Here is a 14,616-nt window from a genome sequence, read left to right as displayed (position 1 = left end):
GCGAACGTGGCCGATCGACGGGGTGCAAGAGCCGTAGGAGAGGTGGGACACATGGACAGGGATGCCTCCGGCCCCCGGGTGGTCGTCGGTGTCGACGGATCGCCGTCCTCGTACGAGGCCCTGCGCTGGGCCGTCCGGTACGCGGGCCTCGTCGGCGCCACCGTGGACGCGATCGCGGTGTGGGAGCTGCCGGGGCTGTACGGGTGGTCGGCGCCCGCGGTGGACACGGACGTCGACGAGGAGGAGACCCGGCAGCGGATGCACCACGAGCTGACCGACGTGCTCGGCGCGGACGCGAGCGGCTCGGTCCGTAGCCAAGTGGTGCACGGCAACGCCGCCGACGTGCTGCTGCGGGCCGCCGAGGGAGCCGAGCTCCTGGTCGTCGGCAGCCGGGGCAGGGGCGGGTTCGCCGCCGCCCTGCTCGGCTCGGTCAGCCAGCATGTCTCCCAGCACGCGAGCTGCCCGGTCGTGATCGTGCGCGCTCAGCGGCAGTGACCCGGTCGCGCCCTGCCCGGCCCGTTCAGCGCACATGCGACGCCCGTTGCGCTCCCGGCGGTCCCGGGGGTTCCCGCAGCACGCTCCAGGCGATGGGACCCAGCAGGTCGGCCAGCCGCCGGAAGACGTCCAGCAGGAGGTCGTCGATGGTCACCACGCCGACGAGGCGGTGTCCGTCCAGCACCGGCAGCCGGCGTACGCCGATGCGGCGGAAGGTGCGGTAGACCGTCTGGACGTCGTCCGCGGCGTCGACCGTGACCACGCCCGCAGACATCACCGCTTCGACCGCCGTGGCCGGGGGCAGCCCGCCACCGAGCCCGCGCACCGCTATGTCGCGGTCGGTGACGATGCCGCGCAGCGTCCCGTCCTCCACGACGAGTACGGAGCCCACGCCGGACTCGGACATCGTCCGGGTCACCTGCGTCAGGGAGACGTGCGGTGGGACGGCCACCGCGGGAGCGGTCATCATCTCGGACACCTTCACCCGGGCTCTCCCTCCAGGTCCGACGCCCGTGGGCGTCGCTGTGTCATACGACGTCGAGCACGTCGGCAACGGGCCGACGGGGACTTGGACGGCCTTCGGGCCCGTAGCCGAGCCGGATGGCCATCTGCACATGAGCCATGGCCGAGACGGGGTCGCGGACCGCCCACCGCAACTCGTCCCATTCCAGGGGCTGGGACGTCAGCGAGGCGACCAGCCCGTCCGTCGTGGCCCGGAGCAGGACCCGCTCCAGCGCCTGCCCCGCGCACAGCCAGTCCTCCGGCCGGTCGCGGGGGGTGCCGAGCAGGGCGATCTGGGGGTTCCGTTCGAAGGCCGCCCAGCCGCGACCGGGCACTGGGCGTCCCGCGGCGAAATCGCGTACCGGAGCGGCGGTCCGGCGGCTGCGGGGCCCGAACGCCTCGGCGGGGATGCCGTCCGAGGCCTCGGCGCCGGCCGTCGGTTCCGTTCTGGCCCAGCGTGCCGTCTCACCCCGTACACCGGGATCCACGGCCTCCCGGCCCTCGGCGTCACCCACCAGTTCCAGCAGCAGCGCCACATGCCAGGGGCCCGGGAACAGCAGCTCCGCTCCCTCGGCGCGGGCCGCCTCGCGCAACCGGTCCTTCAGCGCGCCCGGTATCTCCTCCTCGAGGTAGGGATGACGACTGGAGTGCCGGCGGCGGATCGCCGGCTGCAGTGCGGCGAGGGCTTCATCGGGCCGAGCCGCGCCGCCGAGGTCCAGTTCGGCCAGCAGCGCGGGATCGGCCGGGTCGGGCAGCAGCCGGACCACCGGATCCCGGCCGGCCGCGGCGGCGGCCACGCGCAGGTTGAGAAGCGCCGCGCCGCAGCCGAGGTACAGGCCGCGGTTGTCGGGATCCGTTCGCGGCAGGGCGCGCTCCAGGTCGGCGTAGATGCACAGGACCCCGCTGTCGTGCCGGTAGCGGAACCTCCAGGGCTGGGCGTTGTGCAGCGAGGGGGCCGCCGTGGCATCGGCCACGAGGGCGGTGATGTCCGGCGTGGCGAGGGGTGGCGTGATCACGATGGCCTCCCGGGGGTCGCGGGCCCGGCCGTCGCCCGCGGTGACGAACCGCACCTGCATACCGGACGGCATACCGGGTCCCGTCTCCAGCCTGGGCGGCACTCGCTGTCCGGGGCAGGGCCGCCCGGACCCGACCCGGGGGCCGGTGGGCCCTCGTGCCGAGTCCGGCGGACGCCGACCGCCGTCAAGGGCCACATGTCCCGCCGGCTCCCGGAAGGTCCGCTGTACGCATGCCTGCACGAGGCCACAACGCCGGCTCCCTGGTGGGCGGGTGTCGCGGCCGCGGGGAGTTGCGGTACACACGCCTCGGGACCGTGGCCCTCGCCGTCGCCGGTCGGGCGGCCGGGCCGGTTGTCGTGGTCCGGGGCGAGACCTCGGGCCTCCGCGGGCCTCGCGGGCACACACGGCCGGGTCGTACTGGGCGTCGGCGAAATCCCGGCGGCGGTCGCCCCGCCGGTCCGTGGTGCACCCTCCGCTCACCGGCGCCCCAGGCCTCGGCCGGGAGGAGCAGGCGGCCGCAGGCCCGGTTCGACTGCGCCCGGCTGCCCCGGATGATCGGCGAGAAGATCCGCCAGCCGCTCGTTGCGCACACGGTGCCACGCCGCACCGGTCGCGACATGGCCGTCGCACCGGGCTTCCCGTGCCGCCCTGGCGATCTGCGCGCGTACGTTCAGGCCCGCGTCGGCGGAACGACGAGGACGGGGCACTGGGCGTAGTGCAGCACTCCCTGGCTGACCGAGCCCAGCAGCATCCCCGTGAAGCCACCGTGCCCTCGTGTGCCCACCACCAGGCCCAGTGCGTGGGCGGAGGCCTCGGTGAGCGCCTGTACCGGGTGCCCGGCGACCAGTTCGTGCCGCAGGTCCACGTCCGGGTAGCGGGTGTGGCGGCCCGCCACGGTCTCCGAGAGCAGTCGCCGGCACTCCTGCTGGACTCCGTGCTCGTCGAAGATCCTGAGCGGTCCCCGCTGCCAGACGTACAGTGCCCGCACCTCGGCACCGCGCAGAGAAGCCTCCTCGAACGCCAGGTCCACTGCGGCGGCCGAGTGCTCGCTGCCGTCGACGCCGACGACGTAGAACGCGGGCTCCTGGGAGACGTGTTCCGTTTCCGGGACGACCACGACCGGGCACCTTGCCCGAGCCATCAGGGGCAGGGCGACCGCGGCGGAGCCGAACACCTCCTGGGTTCGGCTGAGGTGCTCCGAGCCCAGCACGACGGCCGTGGCGGTACGGCTCTCCTCGCCCAGCACCCACACGGGGTCGCCTTCGGCGAGTACGGCGTCCACCTCGACGGCGGGATGCCGGGCCGCGACGAAGTCCACGGCCTCGGCGAGGAGTTGCTTTCCGCTCCGGTGCAGACCCTCGTTCCACCCCTCCCAGGACGCCGGGACGTCGGGCCCCCGTTGCCCCCTGGTCGGCACGCCCTCCGCGCGGACCGGCCGCAGCGGCAGGCCCCGGCGGGCCGCCTCGTCGGCCGCCCAGGCCAGCGCCGTCCGACGGGTGGGACCGGTCTCCACACCGACCACGATCGGCCGGCGCTCACTCGGCGAGGACATGATCGCCTCCAGCCTCCGGCCCGGCGGCCGTCGGCGGCACGTGGGCCGCGGCGTCCACCGGTTCCGGCTCGTGCACCAGGTGCCGGACGCAGGCGCCCGGACCCGGGAAGTACAGGGTGACTCGTCCGTCGTCGGACGGGCGCACGTCGTAGGGCGGGCCGCCGTCGGCATGGTGGACGCCGACGACCTCGCCGTACCGGGTGACGACACCGGCCGTGGTGCCGCGTACGACGATCCCGTCGCCGGCGCGGGCGGGCATGAGGGCGGCACGCTCACCGCGGTGTGTGGGCGGCGCGGCCCGGTCGGTTCGCCGTCTCGGTGCCGGCGTGGTCATGGTCCTCGCCTCCTTGCCGCGGTGGCCCGTGGTGCGGCGGCCCGGGACGTGCCGCCACCTGCCGTCCCGCGGTCCTGCCGCCGCCGTCCGGTCCCATGCAAGTCGCGCGCCGTACCTGCTGCCAGGGGCCGTTGGTCCCTGTCCCGGGCAGGTCGGCCTCACCTGTCTTCGGAGTCACCCGGTGCCTCCGGAGTCACCCGGCGGCCCCGGCCGTCGGATCCGGCGAGAGGATCCGGGACTCGATGTCCGCGCGCACCTTCATGGTCAGCTCGTCCAACGCCCGTGAGCGGACGGCCCGGACGGGCTCGGGGTCCTCGATCCGGCGGGCGGCGGCCGGCAGACCGGCGACGTCCTCGCGGAAGCGCTCGCGCGCGTCCTGCCAGCGGTCCGGGGGGCCCGTCCGCCGCCCGCCGGACATGACCGTGCGCAGCAGCGGTCGCGCCGAGCCCGGAGGTTCCTCCCCGGCCAGGGCGACGACGTCCGGGTGTCCGGCGCGCCGGTGGACCTGCTTGCGTCCGGGGGCCGAGACTTTCGCCGAGGACAGCTTCATCACGGGCCGGCCGTCGTACTCCACGAGCTTGTACGCCGCGTCCAGGTAGGGGGCGTCCGCGGCCACGCCGACCCGCGTACCCACGGCGTACACGTCGATCGGGGCGCCGGAGCGCACCAGCCGGGCCACGCCGTACTCGTCGAGTCCGCCGCTGGCCACGATCCGCACGTCGGTCAGCCCGGCGGCGTCCAGGAGGGCCCGCGACCGGCGCGCGAGGGTGTCGAGGTCGCCGCTGTCCAGACGGATCGCACAGCCCGGTCCGCGCCGCAGGTCGTGCAGGACCCGGGCCGCGATGCGGACCCCCGCCTCGGTGTCGTACGTGTCCACGAGGAAGGTGACGGGGCCGCGATGGCAGCGCGCGAAGGCACGGAAGGCCTCCTCCTCGTCGTGGAACGTCTCGATGTAGGAGTGCGCCATGGTGCCCGATGAGGGAATGCCCAGGGCCGTCGCAGCGGCGACGTTGCTCGTGCCGGCGAAGCCCACCAGGGCACCGAGGCGGGCCGCCTGCAGACCGGCCCACGGGCCGTGCGTACGGCGCAGGGAGAAGTCCACCACCTGGCGCCCGGCCGCGGCCAGCACACAGCGTGCCGCCTTCGACGCCACCACCGTCTGGTGACACACCTGGTTCAGCAGGTACGTCTCGACGAGCTGGGCCTGCGGCAGTGGTGCGGTCACCTCCAGCAACGGCTCCCCGGCGCACACCGTGTGCCCCTCGGGAACGGCGCGCACCTCGCCCTCGAAGGCCAGGCCGAGGAGCGGTTCGAGGTCCCGCACCGGGCGGTGCAGGGCTGCGGCGAACTCCTCGGCGTCCTCCCGCTCGACGCGGTATCCGGCCAGGAAGTCCAAGGCCGGTTCCAGGCCGGCGGCGACCAGGAAGCCACGGCCGGGCGGAAGATCGCGGACGAACAGGCCGAAGGTGGCCGGTGCCCGCATGTCCTCCCGCAGATAGGAAAGGGCCATGGTCACTTCGTAGAGGTCGGTGGTCGTGACGTCGGACATGGTGATCGCCGCCGTGTGTGGTCGTGCCCCCGTCACCAGTCTGATCGCGCCCGGTAGGGGCAAAAGGGACTTTGAGGACCCGTGACGGGGGCTGTTCGGCCTCGGCACGGGAGCCCGGAGCGTGCTGAACTGGAATCAGGAGAAGAGCGAGGAGGTATGGCCATGGGCACACTCACCCGCAGGCAGAGGATCCCCTTCCCAGACATGCCCGACTGGTTCGAGACCATTCCGAGCAGGTTCGCGATGCCCTCCATCCGTATCGAGGACTACACCGAGAACGACCGTTACGTCATGCGCGCCGAGCTTCCGGGCATGTCTGCCGAGGACATCGACGTCGTCATCGGCGACGGGGTTCTCACGGTCAAGGCCGAGCGCACCGAACGGGACGCGGACAAGAACCACAGCGAGATCCGGTACGGCGCGCTGAGCCGCAGCGTGACGTTGCCGCCCGGCGCCGACGAGGACGACGTCAGGGCCGACTACACCGATGGCATGCTGACCGTCAGCGTGGGCCTGGGCTCCGAGAAGGCAGAGGCCAGGCACGTCGAGATCAAGCACGGCGGCTGACGCGTCCGCCCACGCACCGGCGGGCTCCGTGGGGGGCCCGTCGTTATCCGCGGCCAGTTCGTCTCGCAGCCGGGAATCCAGCGGCGGGGCGGCGCGCAGACCCTTGCGGCGGGTCCGTTCGGCCTCCCGCCCGATCCCTTCGCCACGGTCCGGACACTCGCCGCCCGCTGCCGAAGGGCCGCTGGCTGCGCCCGGGCCGGCGCCCACTCGGCGGCGCGCACCGGGAAGGGCCGTCGTGCCGTTCCACCGGGGCCGTTCGGCTCTAGGCGGCGGGCGGCAGGGCGCAAGACTGGGACCGTAGGCACCCGACGGAATCCGGAGGCGGCCGTGAACGCACACGAGACTTTCTCCGCAGGGGGCGACGCCCGGCGGAACCTGCCGTCCCGCCCCTGGAGCCCGGGCGAGGCCGGACGGCAGGACAGGCTGGTCCGCTACCTGGGCGCCGTCGCCACCGCCGCTGCCAGACACGCGGCGGTCGCCGAACGGCCGCCGCAGGCTCCGGCCGAGGAGACCCCCTGGCCTGCCGCGCAGATGCCCGAGGCCACGCTTCCGCTGGTGCGGGACGTGATGGAGGTGCCCGCCGCCTGTCTGCGGGACGACCTGCCGTTCCGGGAGATCGCCCGGCTGCTCGCGCGCGAGCACGTCGGAGCGGTCCCGGTGGTGGACGACAGCGACCGTGTGGTGGGGATCGTCTCGGAGTCGGACCTGCTGGCGAAGGTGGCGTTCGAGGCCTCCGGTCACCGGCCCGGGAGGGTCGGCAGGCTGCGCGAGCGGCAGCTGCACAGCAAGGCCCGTGGCGAGACGGCGGCGGATCTGATGACCAGCCCCGCGATCACCGTGCTGCCGGGCTCGACCGTCGCCGAGGCGGCCTGGCTCGCCGCGCTGTCCCGGCTGAAGCGGATCCCGGTCACCGACCACGAGGGCCGGCTGGTGGGCGTCGTGCGCCGCGACGCGCTGCTTCAGGCGCTGATCAGGGATGACGCGGGGATACGGGAGGAGGTCGAGGGGAGGATCGAGGCCGTCTGCTCACCGGGCGACCGGAAGGCCGTCGAGGTGACCGTGCACGACGGCATCGTGGAGCTGACCGGGCGGGTGCCGTCGGCGACAGGAGCCCGGCTGGTGGCCGAGGTCGAGCAGATCGCCGATGTGGTCGAGGTGAAGAACCTGCTCACGGCGGGCTGACCGCGCCTCCCCTGCCCTGTCAGCCGGTCAGCGTGCCCCGGGGCTCAGGAACTCCGCGGCGCCAGGTGGGATGCGAGGACCGCCGCCTGGACTCGCCGCTGGACTCCCAGCTTCGCCAGCATCCGCGAGATGTGGTTCTTGACGGTCTTCTCCGACAGGTACAGCCGCTTGCCGATCTCGCGGTTGGTGAGACCGTCGCCGATCAGGGCGAGGATGTCGCGTTCGCGTGGCGACAGGCTGGCCATCTCGGGCGGCAGCGACGACGAGGGCTGCCCCGGGTCGGTGCGCAGGGAACGCATCAGACGGGACGTCGTCGCCGGGTCGAGCATCGACTGTCCGGAGGCGACGGTACGTACGGCGGAGACGAGGTCGGAGCCCTTGATCTGCTTCAGCACATAGCCGGAGGCTCCGGCCATGATGGCGTCCAGCAGGGCGTCCTCGTCGTCGAACGAGGTCAGCATCAGACACGCCAGCTCCGGCATCCGGCTGCGCAGCTCCCGGCAGACCGAGATGCCGTCGCCGTCCGGAAGCCGCACGTCGAGCACGGCGACGTCCGGGCGCAGCGCGGGCCCTCGGGTGAGGGCGTGCTCGGCGGTGTCCGCGTCACCGACCACGGAGATGTCCGGTTCGGCGTCGAGCAGATCGGCCAGGCCACGTCGTACGACCTCGTGGTCGTCCAGCAGGAACACCCGGATCGGGTTCTGCTCCGTGAAGGTCCGTGTCTCGGTCATGACGGCCTCTCGTTCCCCGGGAAGGCACGGACCGCGGGATGTCCGCGAGGCGGATCATCCATCCAGCGGTCCCGTACTGGCTAGGGCCGACCGGCCCCGGTCACTCCGTGGTGGGCGGGTGCGAGGTCGAACTGCACGTCCACCACGCCTTCCACGGCCCGCACCAGGTGTGCGGCCACCGGGACCAGGGCGGTGTCGCGGATCCGGCCCGTCAGCGTGACGACTCCGTCGTGCACTTCCACGTGGATCGCCGAGGCCGGTGCCGGGAAGAGGTACGACACGACCTCGCGCCTGACCTCCTCGGCGATGTCTTCATCGTTGCGCAGGAAGACCTTGAGCAGGTCGGTGCGGCTGACGATGCCGGCCAGCAGTCCGGCGTCGTCCACGACCGGCAGCCTCTTGACCCCCTCCTGCGCCATGGCGCGCGCGGCCTCGGCGAGAGTGGCGTTCGCCCGGACCGTGACGGCGGGCGAGGACATGAGGTCGCCGGCGGTCAGGGCGCCGGCCTTCGCCATGTCGGCCGGCCGGCGCAGCCGCAGGTAGCCGGCCTGCGGGGCGTCCCGCAGTTCCTCCGTGGGCAGCATGTCGGCCTCGGAGACCACGCCGACCACCCGGCCCTCGCCCTCGATCACGGGCAGGGCGCTGACCTGCCAGTCCTGCATCAGCCGCACGATCTCCTTGAAGGGGGCGCGCCGCCCCACGGCGACGACCGTGTGGGTCATGACATCGCTGACGATGTGCGGAGTGCCGTACATGGTGACCTCCGTAAGGTCCTGGCGGCCGGTCCGTTCTCAGCATGTGCCGGTGCCCGGGGAACCGGCCAGGGGCCACCGGTCCCCCGGGTGGGCCGTTCGGCTCCCCGCCCGCCGGTCGTCGGTCGCGGGCAGCGGTTGCTTGGCACGACGGCGTGGGGCGCCCTGCGCGGTCCGGCCGCCGGAGGAGGGGTTCCGGTCCGGGGCCGGTCGGTCCCGTATGGGGACTTGCGGCCCTTCGCCCCGCGAGCGCAGCGGCACCACGCTGGACTGGATCCCTCGTCCCGGGAGGTGGAGACGATGACTCGAACGGTCACGGCAGGTCTCGACGGCTCGCCCGAGAGCCGGGCCGCCGCCGAATGGGCGGCGCGCGAGGCAGCGTTGCGCGGTCTGCCGCTCAAGATCGTTCACGTCTGGGAGCCGGTGCCCGAATCCGTGGCCCAGGCACCGCTGCTCGGCGGCGAGACCCGGCAGCACTGGACCGAGGAGGTCACCCGTGAGGCCGCCGAAGGGCTGCGGCTGCGCCATCCCGGAGTCGAAGTGATCACCGACCGGGTCACCGGGGATCCGGCCCACGCCCTGACCGAGGCGGCGGACGCCGCCGAGCTCATGGTGCTGGGCTCGCGCGGCTTCGGCGGGATCGCCGGCTTCATGGTCGGCTCGGTGAGCCTGGCCGTCCTCGCCCACTCCGAACGTCCCGTGGTGCTGGTCCGGGCCGGAGAGCAGGCCGCCGACGAGCACAAGACGGACCCGGTGGGGGTACCGTCCGCCGCGACCCCCTTCCGGCCCGTCGTGCTGGGCCTGGACATCGGCACGCCCGACGAGACGCTGCTCGGATTCGCCTTCGACGCCGCCGCCCGGCGCGGGGCGTCCCTGCGGGTCCTGCACGCCTGGAGCGAACCGCCCACCTCCTTCTACCGCTTCTACGGTGACGCCGAGCTGTACGACGAGCTCGCCCGCGGGCAGGCCAAGGCCCTGACCGAGCTGCTGCGGTCCTGGCGGCAGAAGTTCCCGGACGTGGAAGTGATCGAGGCGAGCCGGTGCGGCAGTGCCGCGCAGGTTCTCGTCGACGCCTCCCGCGGGGCCTCCCTGGTCGTCGTGGGCCGACGCGTCCGCACCAGCCCGCTCGGCGTCCACATCGGCCACGTCGCGCATGCCGTGCTGCACCACGTCGTGGCCCCGGTCGCCGTCGTTCCGCACGACTGATCCCTCGAGGGAGCGGTGAACACCAATGGACCTTCCGATGGACCTTCCGATCGTCGTCGGCGTCGACGGTTCCGAGCCGAGCCTGCGGGCCGTCGACTGGGCGGCCGACGAGGCCGCCCTGCGCGGAGCCCCGCTCCGGCTCGTCTACGCCTCCCTCTGGGAGCGCTACGAAGGCGCGCTGCTCGCGCAGGAACTCGACAAACCGCTGGAGGAGGTGATGGCCCGGGATGTCGTCGGTACGGCGGAGGAACGCGCCCGGCGCCGCCGGCCGGAGCTGAAGGTCACCACCGATGTACTGCCCGAGGAGCCGGAGTACGGGCTCGTACGGGAGAGCGGCGCCGCCCTCGCCATGGTGCTGGGCTGTCGTGGCCGCAGCGGCATGGCCGAGGCGCTGCTGGGTTCCGTGAGCCTCACGGTCGCCGGGCACGCGCACTGCCCCGTGATCGTGCTGCGCGGCGCCCACGACAACCGGGCCCGCTCCGGGATCCGGGGCCGGATCGCGCTGGGGGTGGGCGAGCAGCCGACCGGCTCGGCCGCCGTACGGTTCGCCGTCGAGGAGGCCTCCCTGCGCGGGGTGCCCCTGCAAGCCGTACGGGCCTGGCGGCGCCCGGCGCACGCGACCCCGCATTCCCAGAGGCAGCAGGCGGTCGAGTTGCTGGAGCAGGCACTGCGGGACGTACCGGCCGAGCTGGACGCGGACCGCCGTACGGTCGAGGGCCACGCCCGTGACGCCCTGATCGCCGTCTCGCGCGAGGCCGACCTGCTCGTCGTCGGCGCCCGGCGCAGGCACGGTCCCGTCGGCCTCCAGCTCAGCCGCGTCGCCCACGGGGTGCTGCACCACGCGGCCTGCCCGGTGGCCGTCGTACCCGAGCACGCCTGACGGAACGCCAGGCGGACGGCGGGACCCTGGTGCCCGAGCGGCGGGGGCCACGGCCCAGCACCTTGTCGCAGCCATCGTGTCGCTGCCTCACCACCAGGCACCGGCAGGCCGACTCGCACGCTGGGGACGTCGCGGGGAGGCGCGCCCGGTCCCTCCCGGCGGCGGTGCGGATCAGCCCGTCCGGTGGCCCCAGCGGGGCTCGACCAGGTCCCACTCCCGGTCCCAACGGGCCATGCGACGCCGGTCGAGCCACACCCGGCCGAGCGCTCCGGCCCCATAGGCAGGGGCGGCGACGGCCAGGGCGGCCGCCGCGCCGAAGAGACCGGCCTCGATCGCGCCCTCGGTGGGGTTCGCCGGCTTCGCGGGGGTGAGGCCGCCGTGGTCGTCCTGCCAGACCACCACCCCGGCGCCCGCCTTCAGACCGCTGTCGACCAGCGTGTCACCGGTACGGGGAGTGCCGTCCGGCGCTGTCCAGCGCACCTTCGCCCGGACCAGGCCGCCCGCAGGCCAGGCCGACGTGGTGCCGTGCGGTGCGTCGGCGAGGAGTACGGCGCGGACGGGATGCCGGTGAGCGCGCTGGGCCGCGAACACATCCCCGGCGGCGCGTGCCGTCACCAGCCCTGCGACGGCCCCGCCGACGACGACCAAGATCCAGACGGCCAGGACGAGCCAGGCCTCCACGACGTCCTCGCGTCGCCGCAGCGGATTGCTCCGCCAACGCCACATCCCGGCCTTCGCGTTCATCGCCGTTCCTCACTGGGGTCCCGGCAACGGCTGGGGTGGTCGCGTGTGCACCTCGAAGACGTCCCCCAGTCCTGTGACCCGCAGGATCCGCCGGAAGTCCGCGCTCTCCGTGATCAGCCGCAGCCGGCCCTGCCGGGCCAGCGTCCGGTTGCGTGCGCGGCACAGGACTCCGAGTCCGGTGCAGTCGATGAACGTGACCGGCCGCAGGTCGAGCACCAGGTCGAGCTGGGGGCACGTGGTGAGTGCGTCGAGCCGGCGCGACAGTGCGGGGGCGCTCAGCACATCGATCTCGCCGTACAGGGCCACGACGGTCGCTCCGTCGGCCACGCGGTGGGCCGCGAGCGCTTCCGGTGCGGTGGGGTGCTCTGCCGTGCGGGCCGCGTCGTTCTCGGACATGGCACGAGCGAACCGGGCGGGCCGGGCGGGCCACAAGGGCCGTCCGGCCCCGGTCGCCGGTCCGTGCGGGGCACTCCCTCGTCCTCGCGACGGCCGCGGCTCCCGATCGGCACCGTCCGGCCGCGGCTCCCGATCGGCACCGTCCGGCGGCGGGCGAGGGCCGGACGGCCCAAGCGCCACCGCTCCCCCGCTGGGGAAGCTGAAGGTGCGGGCGGTCCCGGCATCGTGCCGGGACCGCGATCCCGCGGCGGAGCCGACGAAGAGCCACAGGGAGCTGCCATGAAGGGCTTCGTGTTCCACGGTCCGGGGCAGGCGTCCTGGCAGGACGTCCCGGACCCCGCCCTCAAGGAACCCACCGACGCCATCGTGAAGGTCGGCGCCGTGACCATCTGCGGGACGGACCTGCACATCCTCAAGGGCGATGTCCCCGAGGTCCGCCCCGGCACGGTGCTCGGGCACGAGGCGGTCGGCGAGATCGTCGAGGCCGGCAGCGACGTGCGCACCGTACGGCCGGGGGACCGGGTGCTGATGTCCTGCATCGCCTCGTGCGGCCGGTGCCGGTTCTGCCGGGACGGCTCGTACGGCCAGTGCCGGGGCGGCGGAGGCTGGATCCTGGGCCATCTGATCGACGGCACCCAGGCCGAATACGTCCGCGTTCCCTACGCCGACCTGTCCGTGCATCCGCTGCCCGCCACCGTGCCCAGCGAGGACGCCGTCCTGCTCGCGGACATCTTCCCGACGTCCTACGAGGTCGGTGTCCTCAACGGGCACGTGCGGCCCGGCGACACCGTCGCCATCGTCGGCGCCGGACCCATCGGACTCGCGGCCGTCGTCACGGCGCGCCTGTTCGCCCCGGAACGGATCATCTCGGTCGACATGGCTCCGGCCCGGCTGGAGGCCGCCCGGCGGCTCGGCGCCGACGCCGTCGCCGACGCACGCGAGGAACCAGGCCAGTTGGTCGCCGATCTGACCGACGGTCTCGGCGCGGACGTGGTCATGGAGGCGGTCGGCGTCCCGGAGAGCTTCGAGCTGTGCACCCGCATGGTCCGCCCCGGCGGGCACGTGGCCAACATCGGCGTGCACGGCAAGCCCGCGACGCTGCACCTGGAAGACCTCTGGATCAGGAACGTGACCATCACGACCGGGCTGGTGGACACCTACTCCACGCCCACTCTGCTGCGGATGGCCGCCGCCGGCCGGCTGCCGACCGGGCAACTGGTCACCCACACCTTCCCGCTGGACCGCATGGAGGAGGCCTACGACGTCTTCTCCCGGGCCACCGAGACCGGCGCGCTGAAGATCGTGCTCGGCGGGGAGCAGCACGCGGAGGTGGCCGTTCCCGCGGCCTGACGCAGAAGGAGCGTGACGGCCATGGCCGAACGGACGAGAGCGAACGTGGCGACCGAGGCGCCGCTGGGCGATCTGGGCCGCCGCCTGGCCGCCCGGCGGGCCGGGCTCGGGCTGACACGAGGGGAGGTGGCCGCCCGTGCCGGGATGGCCGTCACCTACCTCGGGTATCTGGAGGAGCATCCCGGTGCCGCCCCGGGCCCCGGCCCCCTGACCAGACTGGCCGAGGCGCTGGAGACCACGGTGACCGAGCTGACCGGCGGCGCCGTCGATCTGCCACCCGGCCCCGGACGTGCCGTTCGCGAACCGCACTTCGCCGAGCTGACACCGGGCGAGTGCCGGGCGCTGCTCGGCTCGCACGGGGTGGGACGACTGGCGGTGCCCACGGATACGGGGCCGGTGATCGTGCCGGTCAACTACAGCGTGGTCGAGGGTGCTTTCGTCTTCCGGACCGTGCTCGGCGCGACACCGTCCCTCGCGGCCGGCCAGGCGGTGGCCCTGGAGGTCGACCGCATCGACGACACGTTCAGCCAGGGCTGGAGCGTCCTGATCCGCGGCAGTGCACGGTCGGTGACGGATCCTCAGGAACAGCAGAGGCTCACCGAGCAGGCGTACAGCGCCCCTTGGGCGGGCGGAGGGCGTGACCTGTGGGTGCGCGTCGAGCCACGCACGGTGACCGGTCGTCGGATCACGGTCTGAGAGCGGCCGCCCACGCCCTTCTTCGCATGCGCAGCAGTGGTGCGTGGGTCACCTGCTGTCGCCGCTGTCGACGCCGCCCAGCGCGGCCCGGCCGGCCTCCAGCCGTGCCACCGGTACCCGGAACGGTGAGCAGGAGACCTAGTCCAGGCCGAGCACGGAGGCGCCGTTCAGGCCGATGTCCGGGACCGTCTCCATCATGCCGGGCGTGGAGAAGCGCGTGCCGGAGCGCACGGACAGCAGCGGCGGGTCGTCCGGCTGCCCCAGCCGTCGCCCGGTGACGGTCTCCGGTGCCGAGAGGTGCCGGGAGGCCTCCGGCGACAAGCCCTCCGGCTCCTCGCCCGTGGCGAGGAAGGCGCGGCAGGCCTCGGTGGTGACGGTGACACCGGGCGGCACGGGCAGGCCCAGCCGGGTCATCTCGGCCAGGTTGGCGCCCTTGCCGCCGAGCAGGTCGGCCAGGTCACGTCCGCCGTCCCGGGAAGTCGTACACGTGACGGACCATGGCGGCGCTCCTACGCTGAGCGGTCTGTGTACGGCTCCAGCGTCCCGCGGGGGAGAGGCCCTCGGGGGAGGTGCACTCGGTCCCGCCGGGCGGCCCGACCGGCCCAACGGCGCCGGCGCGGGGCGCGGGCCGGTGAAGCGGTTCGCGCCTCCCGTGCCCACCCGGC

At 73.8% G+C, this 14,616-nt stretch carries 16 protein-coding genes and 1 pseudogene; 7 read left to right on the top strand and 10 right to left on the bottom strand.

The genetic code is table 11. The features are described from left to right. Positions 1–51: 51 nt before the first annotated feature. Positions 52–495 (top strand): universal stress protein, encoded by a 444-nt coding sequence (locus ACWGJ5_RS38680; protein ID WP_453314307.1) that lies wholly within the window; start codon positions 52–54, stop codon positions 493–495. Between the two features lie 25 nt (positions 496–520). On the opposite strand, the gene ACWGJ5_RS38675 is transcribed toward ACWGJ5_RS38680, so the two are convergent. The 5 genes from ACWGJ5_RS38675 to ACWGJ5_RS38655 all read right to left on the bottom strand — a co-directional run bounded on the left by ACWGJ5_RS38675 (position 521) and on the right by ACWGJ5_RS38655 (position 5,447). Then, positions 521–964, bottom strand: coding sequence for a CBS domain-containing protein (locus ACWGJ5_RS38675; protein WP_453314306.1), 444 nt, complete (start codon positions 962–964; stop codon positions 521–523). Between the two features lie 58 nt (positions 965–1,022). After that, positions 1,023–2,012, bottom strand: a complete 990-nt coding sequence (locus ACWGJ5_RS38670; protein ID WP_453314337.1) for an Acg family FMN-binding oxidoreductase — start codon at positions 2,010–2,012, stop codon at positions 1,023–1,025. A 670-nt stretch (positions 2,013–2,682) separates the two neighbouring features. Next, positions 2,683–3,564, bottom strand: a complete 882-nt coding sequence (locus ACWGJ5_RS38665; protein ID WP_453314305.1) for a universal stress protein — start codon at positions 3,562–3,564, stop codon at positions 2,683–2,685. Then, positions 3,548–3,898 carry a DUF1918 domain-containing protein gene (locus ACWGJ5_RS38660; protein ID WP_453314304.1) on the bottom strand — a complete coding sequence of 117 codons (351 nt, stop codon included), beginning with the start codon at positions 3,896–3,898 and terminating at the stop codon, positions 3,548–3,550. The genes ACWGJ5_RS38665 and ACWGJ5_RS38660 overlap by 17 nt, the downstream gene beginning before the upstream one ends. A gap of 193 nt (positions 3,899–4,091) precedes the next feature. Then, on the bottom strand, positions 4,092–5,447 hold the full coding sequence (locus tag ACWGJ5_RS38655) for a nicotinate phosphoribosyltransferase (RefSeq protein ID WP_453314303.1): 1,356 nt from the start codon (positions 5,445–5,447) through the stop codon (positions 4,092–4,094). A 162-nt stretch (positions 5,448–5,609) separates the two neighbouring features. On the opposite strand from ACWGJ5_RS38655, the gene ACWGJ5_RS38650 reads away from it, so the two are divergent. After that, positions 5,610–6,014, top strand: a complete 405-nt coding sequence (locus ACWGJ5_RS38650; RefSeq protein ID WP_453314302.1) for an Hsp20/alpha crystallin family protein — start codon at positions 5,610–5,612, stop codon at positions 6,012–6,014. A 327-nt stretch (positions 6,015–6,341) separates the two neighbouring features. Continuing rightward, entirely contained in the window at positions 6,342–7,196 is an 855-nt protein-coding gene (locus ACWGJ5_RS38645) for a CBS domain-containing protein (protein ID WP_453314301.1), read from the top strand. Positions 7,197–7,240: 44 nt separating this feature from the next. Here the strand turns inward: ACWGJ5_RS38645 and ACWGJ5_RS38640 are convergent, their stop codons facing one another. Both ACWGJ5_RS38640 and ACWGJ5_RS38635 read right to left on the bottom strand, forming a co-directional pair. Further along, positions 7,241–7,927 (bottom strand): response regulator, encoded by a 687-nt coding sequence (locus ACWGJ5_RS38640; protein ID WP_453314300.1) that lies wholly within the window; start codon positions 7,925–7,927, stop codon positions 7,241–7,243. Between the two features lie 80 nt (positions 7,928–8,007). Continuing rightward, positions 8,008–8,682 (bottom strand): CBS domain-containing protein, encoded by a 675-nt coding sequence (locus tag ACWGJ5_RS38635; RefSeq protein ID WP_453314299.1) that lies wholly within the window; start codon positions 8,680–8,682, stop codon positions 8,008–8,010. A 297-nt stretch (positions 8,683–8,979) separates the two neighbouring features. On the opposite strand from ACWGJ5_RS38635, the gene ACWGJ5_RS38630 reads away from it, so the two are divergent. Both ACWGJ5_RS38630 and ACWGJ5_RS38625 read left to right on the top strand, forming a co-directional pair. Then, entirely contained in the window at positions 8,980–9,885 is a 906-nt protein-coding gene (locus tag ACWGJ5_RS38630) for a universal stress protein (RefSeq protein WP_453314298.1), read from the top strand. A gap of 37 nt (positions 9,886–9,922) precedes the next feature. Then, a complete protein-coding gene (locus ACWGJ5_RS38625; RefSeq protein ID WP_453314297.1) occupies positions 9,923–10,765 on the top strand; it encodes a universal stress protein in 843 nt (280 codons plus the stop codon). A 171-nt stretch (positions 10,766–10,936) separates the two neighbouring features. On the opposite strand, the gene ACWGJ5_RS38620 is transcribed toward ACWGJ5_RS38625, so the two are convergent. Both ACWGJ5_RS38620 and ACWGJ5_RS38615 read right to left on the bottom strand, forming a co-directional pair. Then, positions 10,937–11,509 (bottom strand): Rv1733c family protein, encoded by a 573-nt coding sequence (locus tag ACWGJ5_RS38620; protein WP_453314296.1) that lies wholly within the window; start codon positions 11,507–11,509, stop codon positions 10,937–10,939. A gap of 9 nt (positions 11,510–11,518) precedes the next feature. Beyond that, positions 11,519–11,905, bottom strand: a complete 387-nt coding sequence (locus ACWGJ5_RS38615) for an STAS domain-containing protein (RefSeq protein WP_453314295.1) — start codon at positions 11,903–11,905, stop codon at positions 11,519–11,521. A 279-nt stretch (positions 11,906–12,184) separates the two neighbouring features. Here ACWGJ5_RS38615 and ACWGJ5_RS38610 point away from each other — a divergent pair, with 279 nt between their 5' ends. Next, on the top strand, positions 12,185–13,255 hold the full coding sequence (locus ACWGJ5_RS38610) for a zinc-dependent alcohol dehydrogenase family protein (RefSeq protein ID WP_453314294.1): 1,071 nt from the start codon (positions 12,185–12,187) through the stop codon (positions 13,253–13,255). Between the two features lie 21 nt (positions 13,256–13,276). After that, positions 13,277–13,951 (top strand): helix-turn-helix domain-containing protein, encoded by a 675-nt coding sequence (locus ACWGJ5_RS38605; RefSeq protein ID WP_453314293.1) that lies wholly within the window; start codon positions 13,277–13,279, stop codon positions 13,949–13,951. Between the two features lie 144 nt (positions 13,952–14,095). Here the strand turns inward: ACWGJ5_RS38605 and ACWGJ5_RS38600 are convergent. Then, positions 14,096–14,450, bottom strand: a pseudogene (locus ACWGJ5_RS38600) (PEP/pyruvate-binding domain-containing protein); the annotation flags it as partial. Positions 14,451–14,616 lie beyond the last annotated feature (166 nt).

This window comes from Streptomyces sp. NPDC054783 (assembly GCF_053611725.1).
This window is presented reverse-complemented; position numbering and strand designations above follow the sequence as displayed.

Coding starts and splice junctions, on each gene's coding strand:
- ACWGJ5_RS38680 (WP_453314307.1), top strand. CDS start 52: ATGGACAGGGATGCCTCCGGCCCCCGGGTGGTCGTCGGTGTCGACGGA.
- ACWGJ5_RS38675 (WP_453314306.1), bottom strand. CDS start 964: ATGATGACCGCTCCCGCGGTGGCCGTCCCACCGCACGTCTCCCTGACG.
- ACWGJ5_RS38665 (WP_453314305.1), bottom strand. CDS start 3,564: ATGTCCTCGCCGAGTGAGCGCCGGCCGATCGTGGTCGGTGTGGAGACC.
- ACWGJ5_RS38660 (WP_453314304.1), bottom strand. CDS start 3,898: ATGACCACGCCGGCACCGAGACGGCGAACCGACCGGGCCGCGCCGCCC.
- ACWGJ5_RS38655 (WP_453314303.1), bottom strand. CDS start 5,447: ATGTCCGACGTCACGACCACCGACCTCTACGAAGTGACCATGGCCCTT.
- ACWGJ5_RS38650 (WP_453314302.1), top strand. CDS start 5,610: ATGGGCACACTCACCCGCAGGCAGAGGATCCCCTTCCCAGACATGCCC.
- ACWGJ5_RS38640 (WP_453314300.1), bottom strand. CDS start 7,927: ATGACCGAGACACGGACCTTCACGGAGCAGAACCCGATCCGGGTGTTC.
- ACWGJ5_RS38635 (WP_453314299.1), bottom strand. CDS start 8,682: ATGTACGGCACTCCGCACATCGTCAGCGATGTCATGACCCACACGGTC.
- ACWGJ5_RS38630 (WP_453314298.1), top strand. CDS start 8,980: ATGACTCGAACGGTCACGGCAGGTCTCGACGGCTCGCCCGAGAGCCGG.
- ACWGJ5_RS38625 (WP_453314297.1), top strand. CDS start 9,923: ATGGACCTTCCGATCGTCGTCGGCGTCGACGGTTCCGAGCCGAGCCTG.
- ACWGJ5_RS38620 (WP_453314296.1), bottom strand. CDS start 11,509: ATGAACGCGAAGGCCGGGATGTGGCGTTGGCGGAGCAATCCGCTGCGG.
- ACWGJ5_RS38615 (WP_453314295.1), bottom strand. CDS start 11,905: ATGTCCGAGAACGACGCGGCCCGCACGGCAGAGCACCCCACCGCACCG.
- ACWGJ5_RS38610 (WP_453314294.1), top strand. CDS start 12,185: ATGAAGGGCTTCGTGTTCCACGGTCCGGGGCAGGCGTCCTGGCAGGAC.
- ACWGJ5_RS38605 (WP_453314293.1), top strand. CDS start 13,277: ATGGCCGAACGGACGAGAGCGAACGTGGCGACCGAGGCGCCGCTGGGC.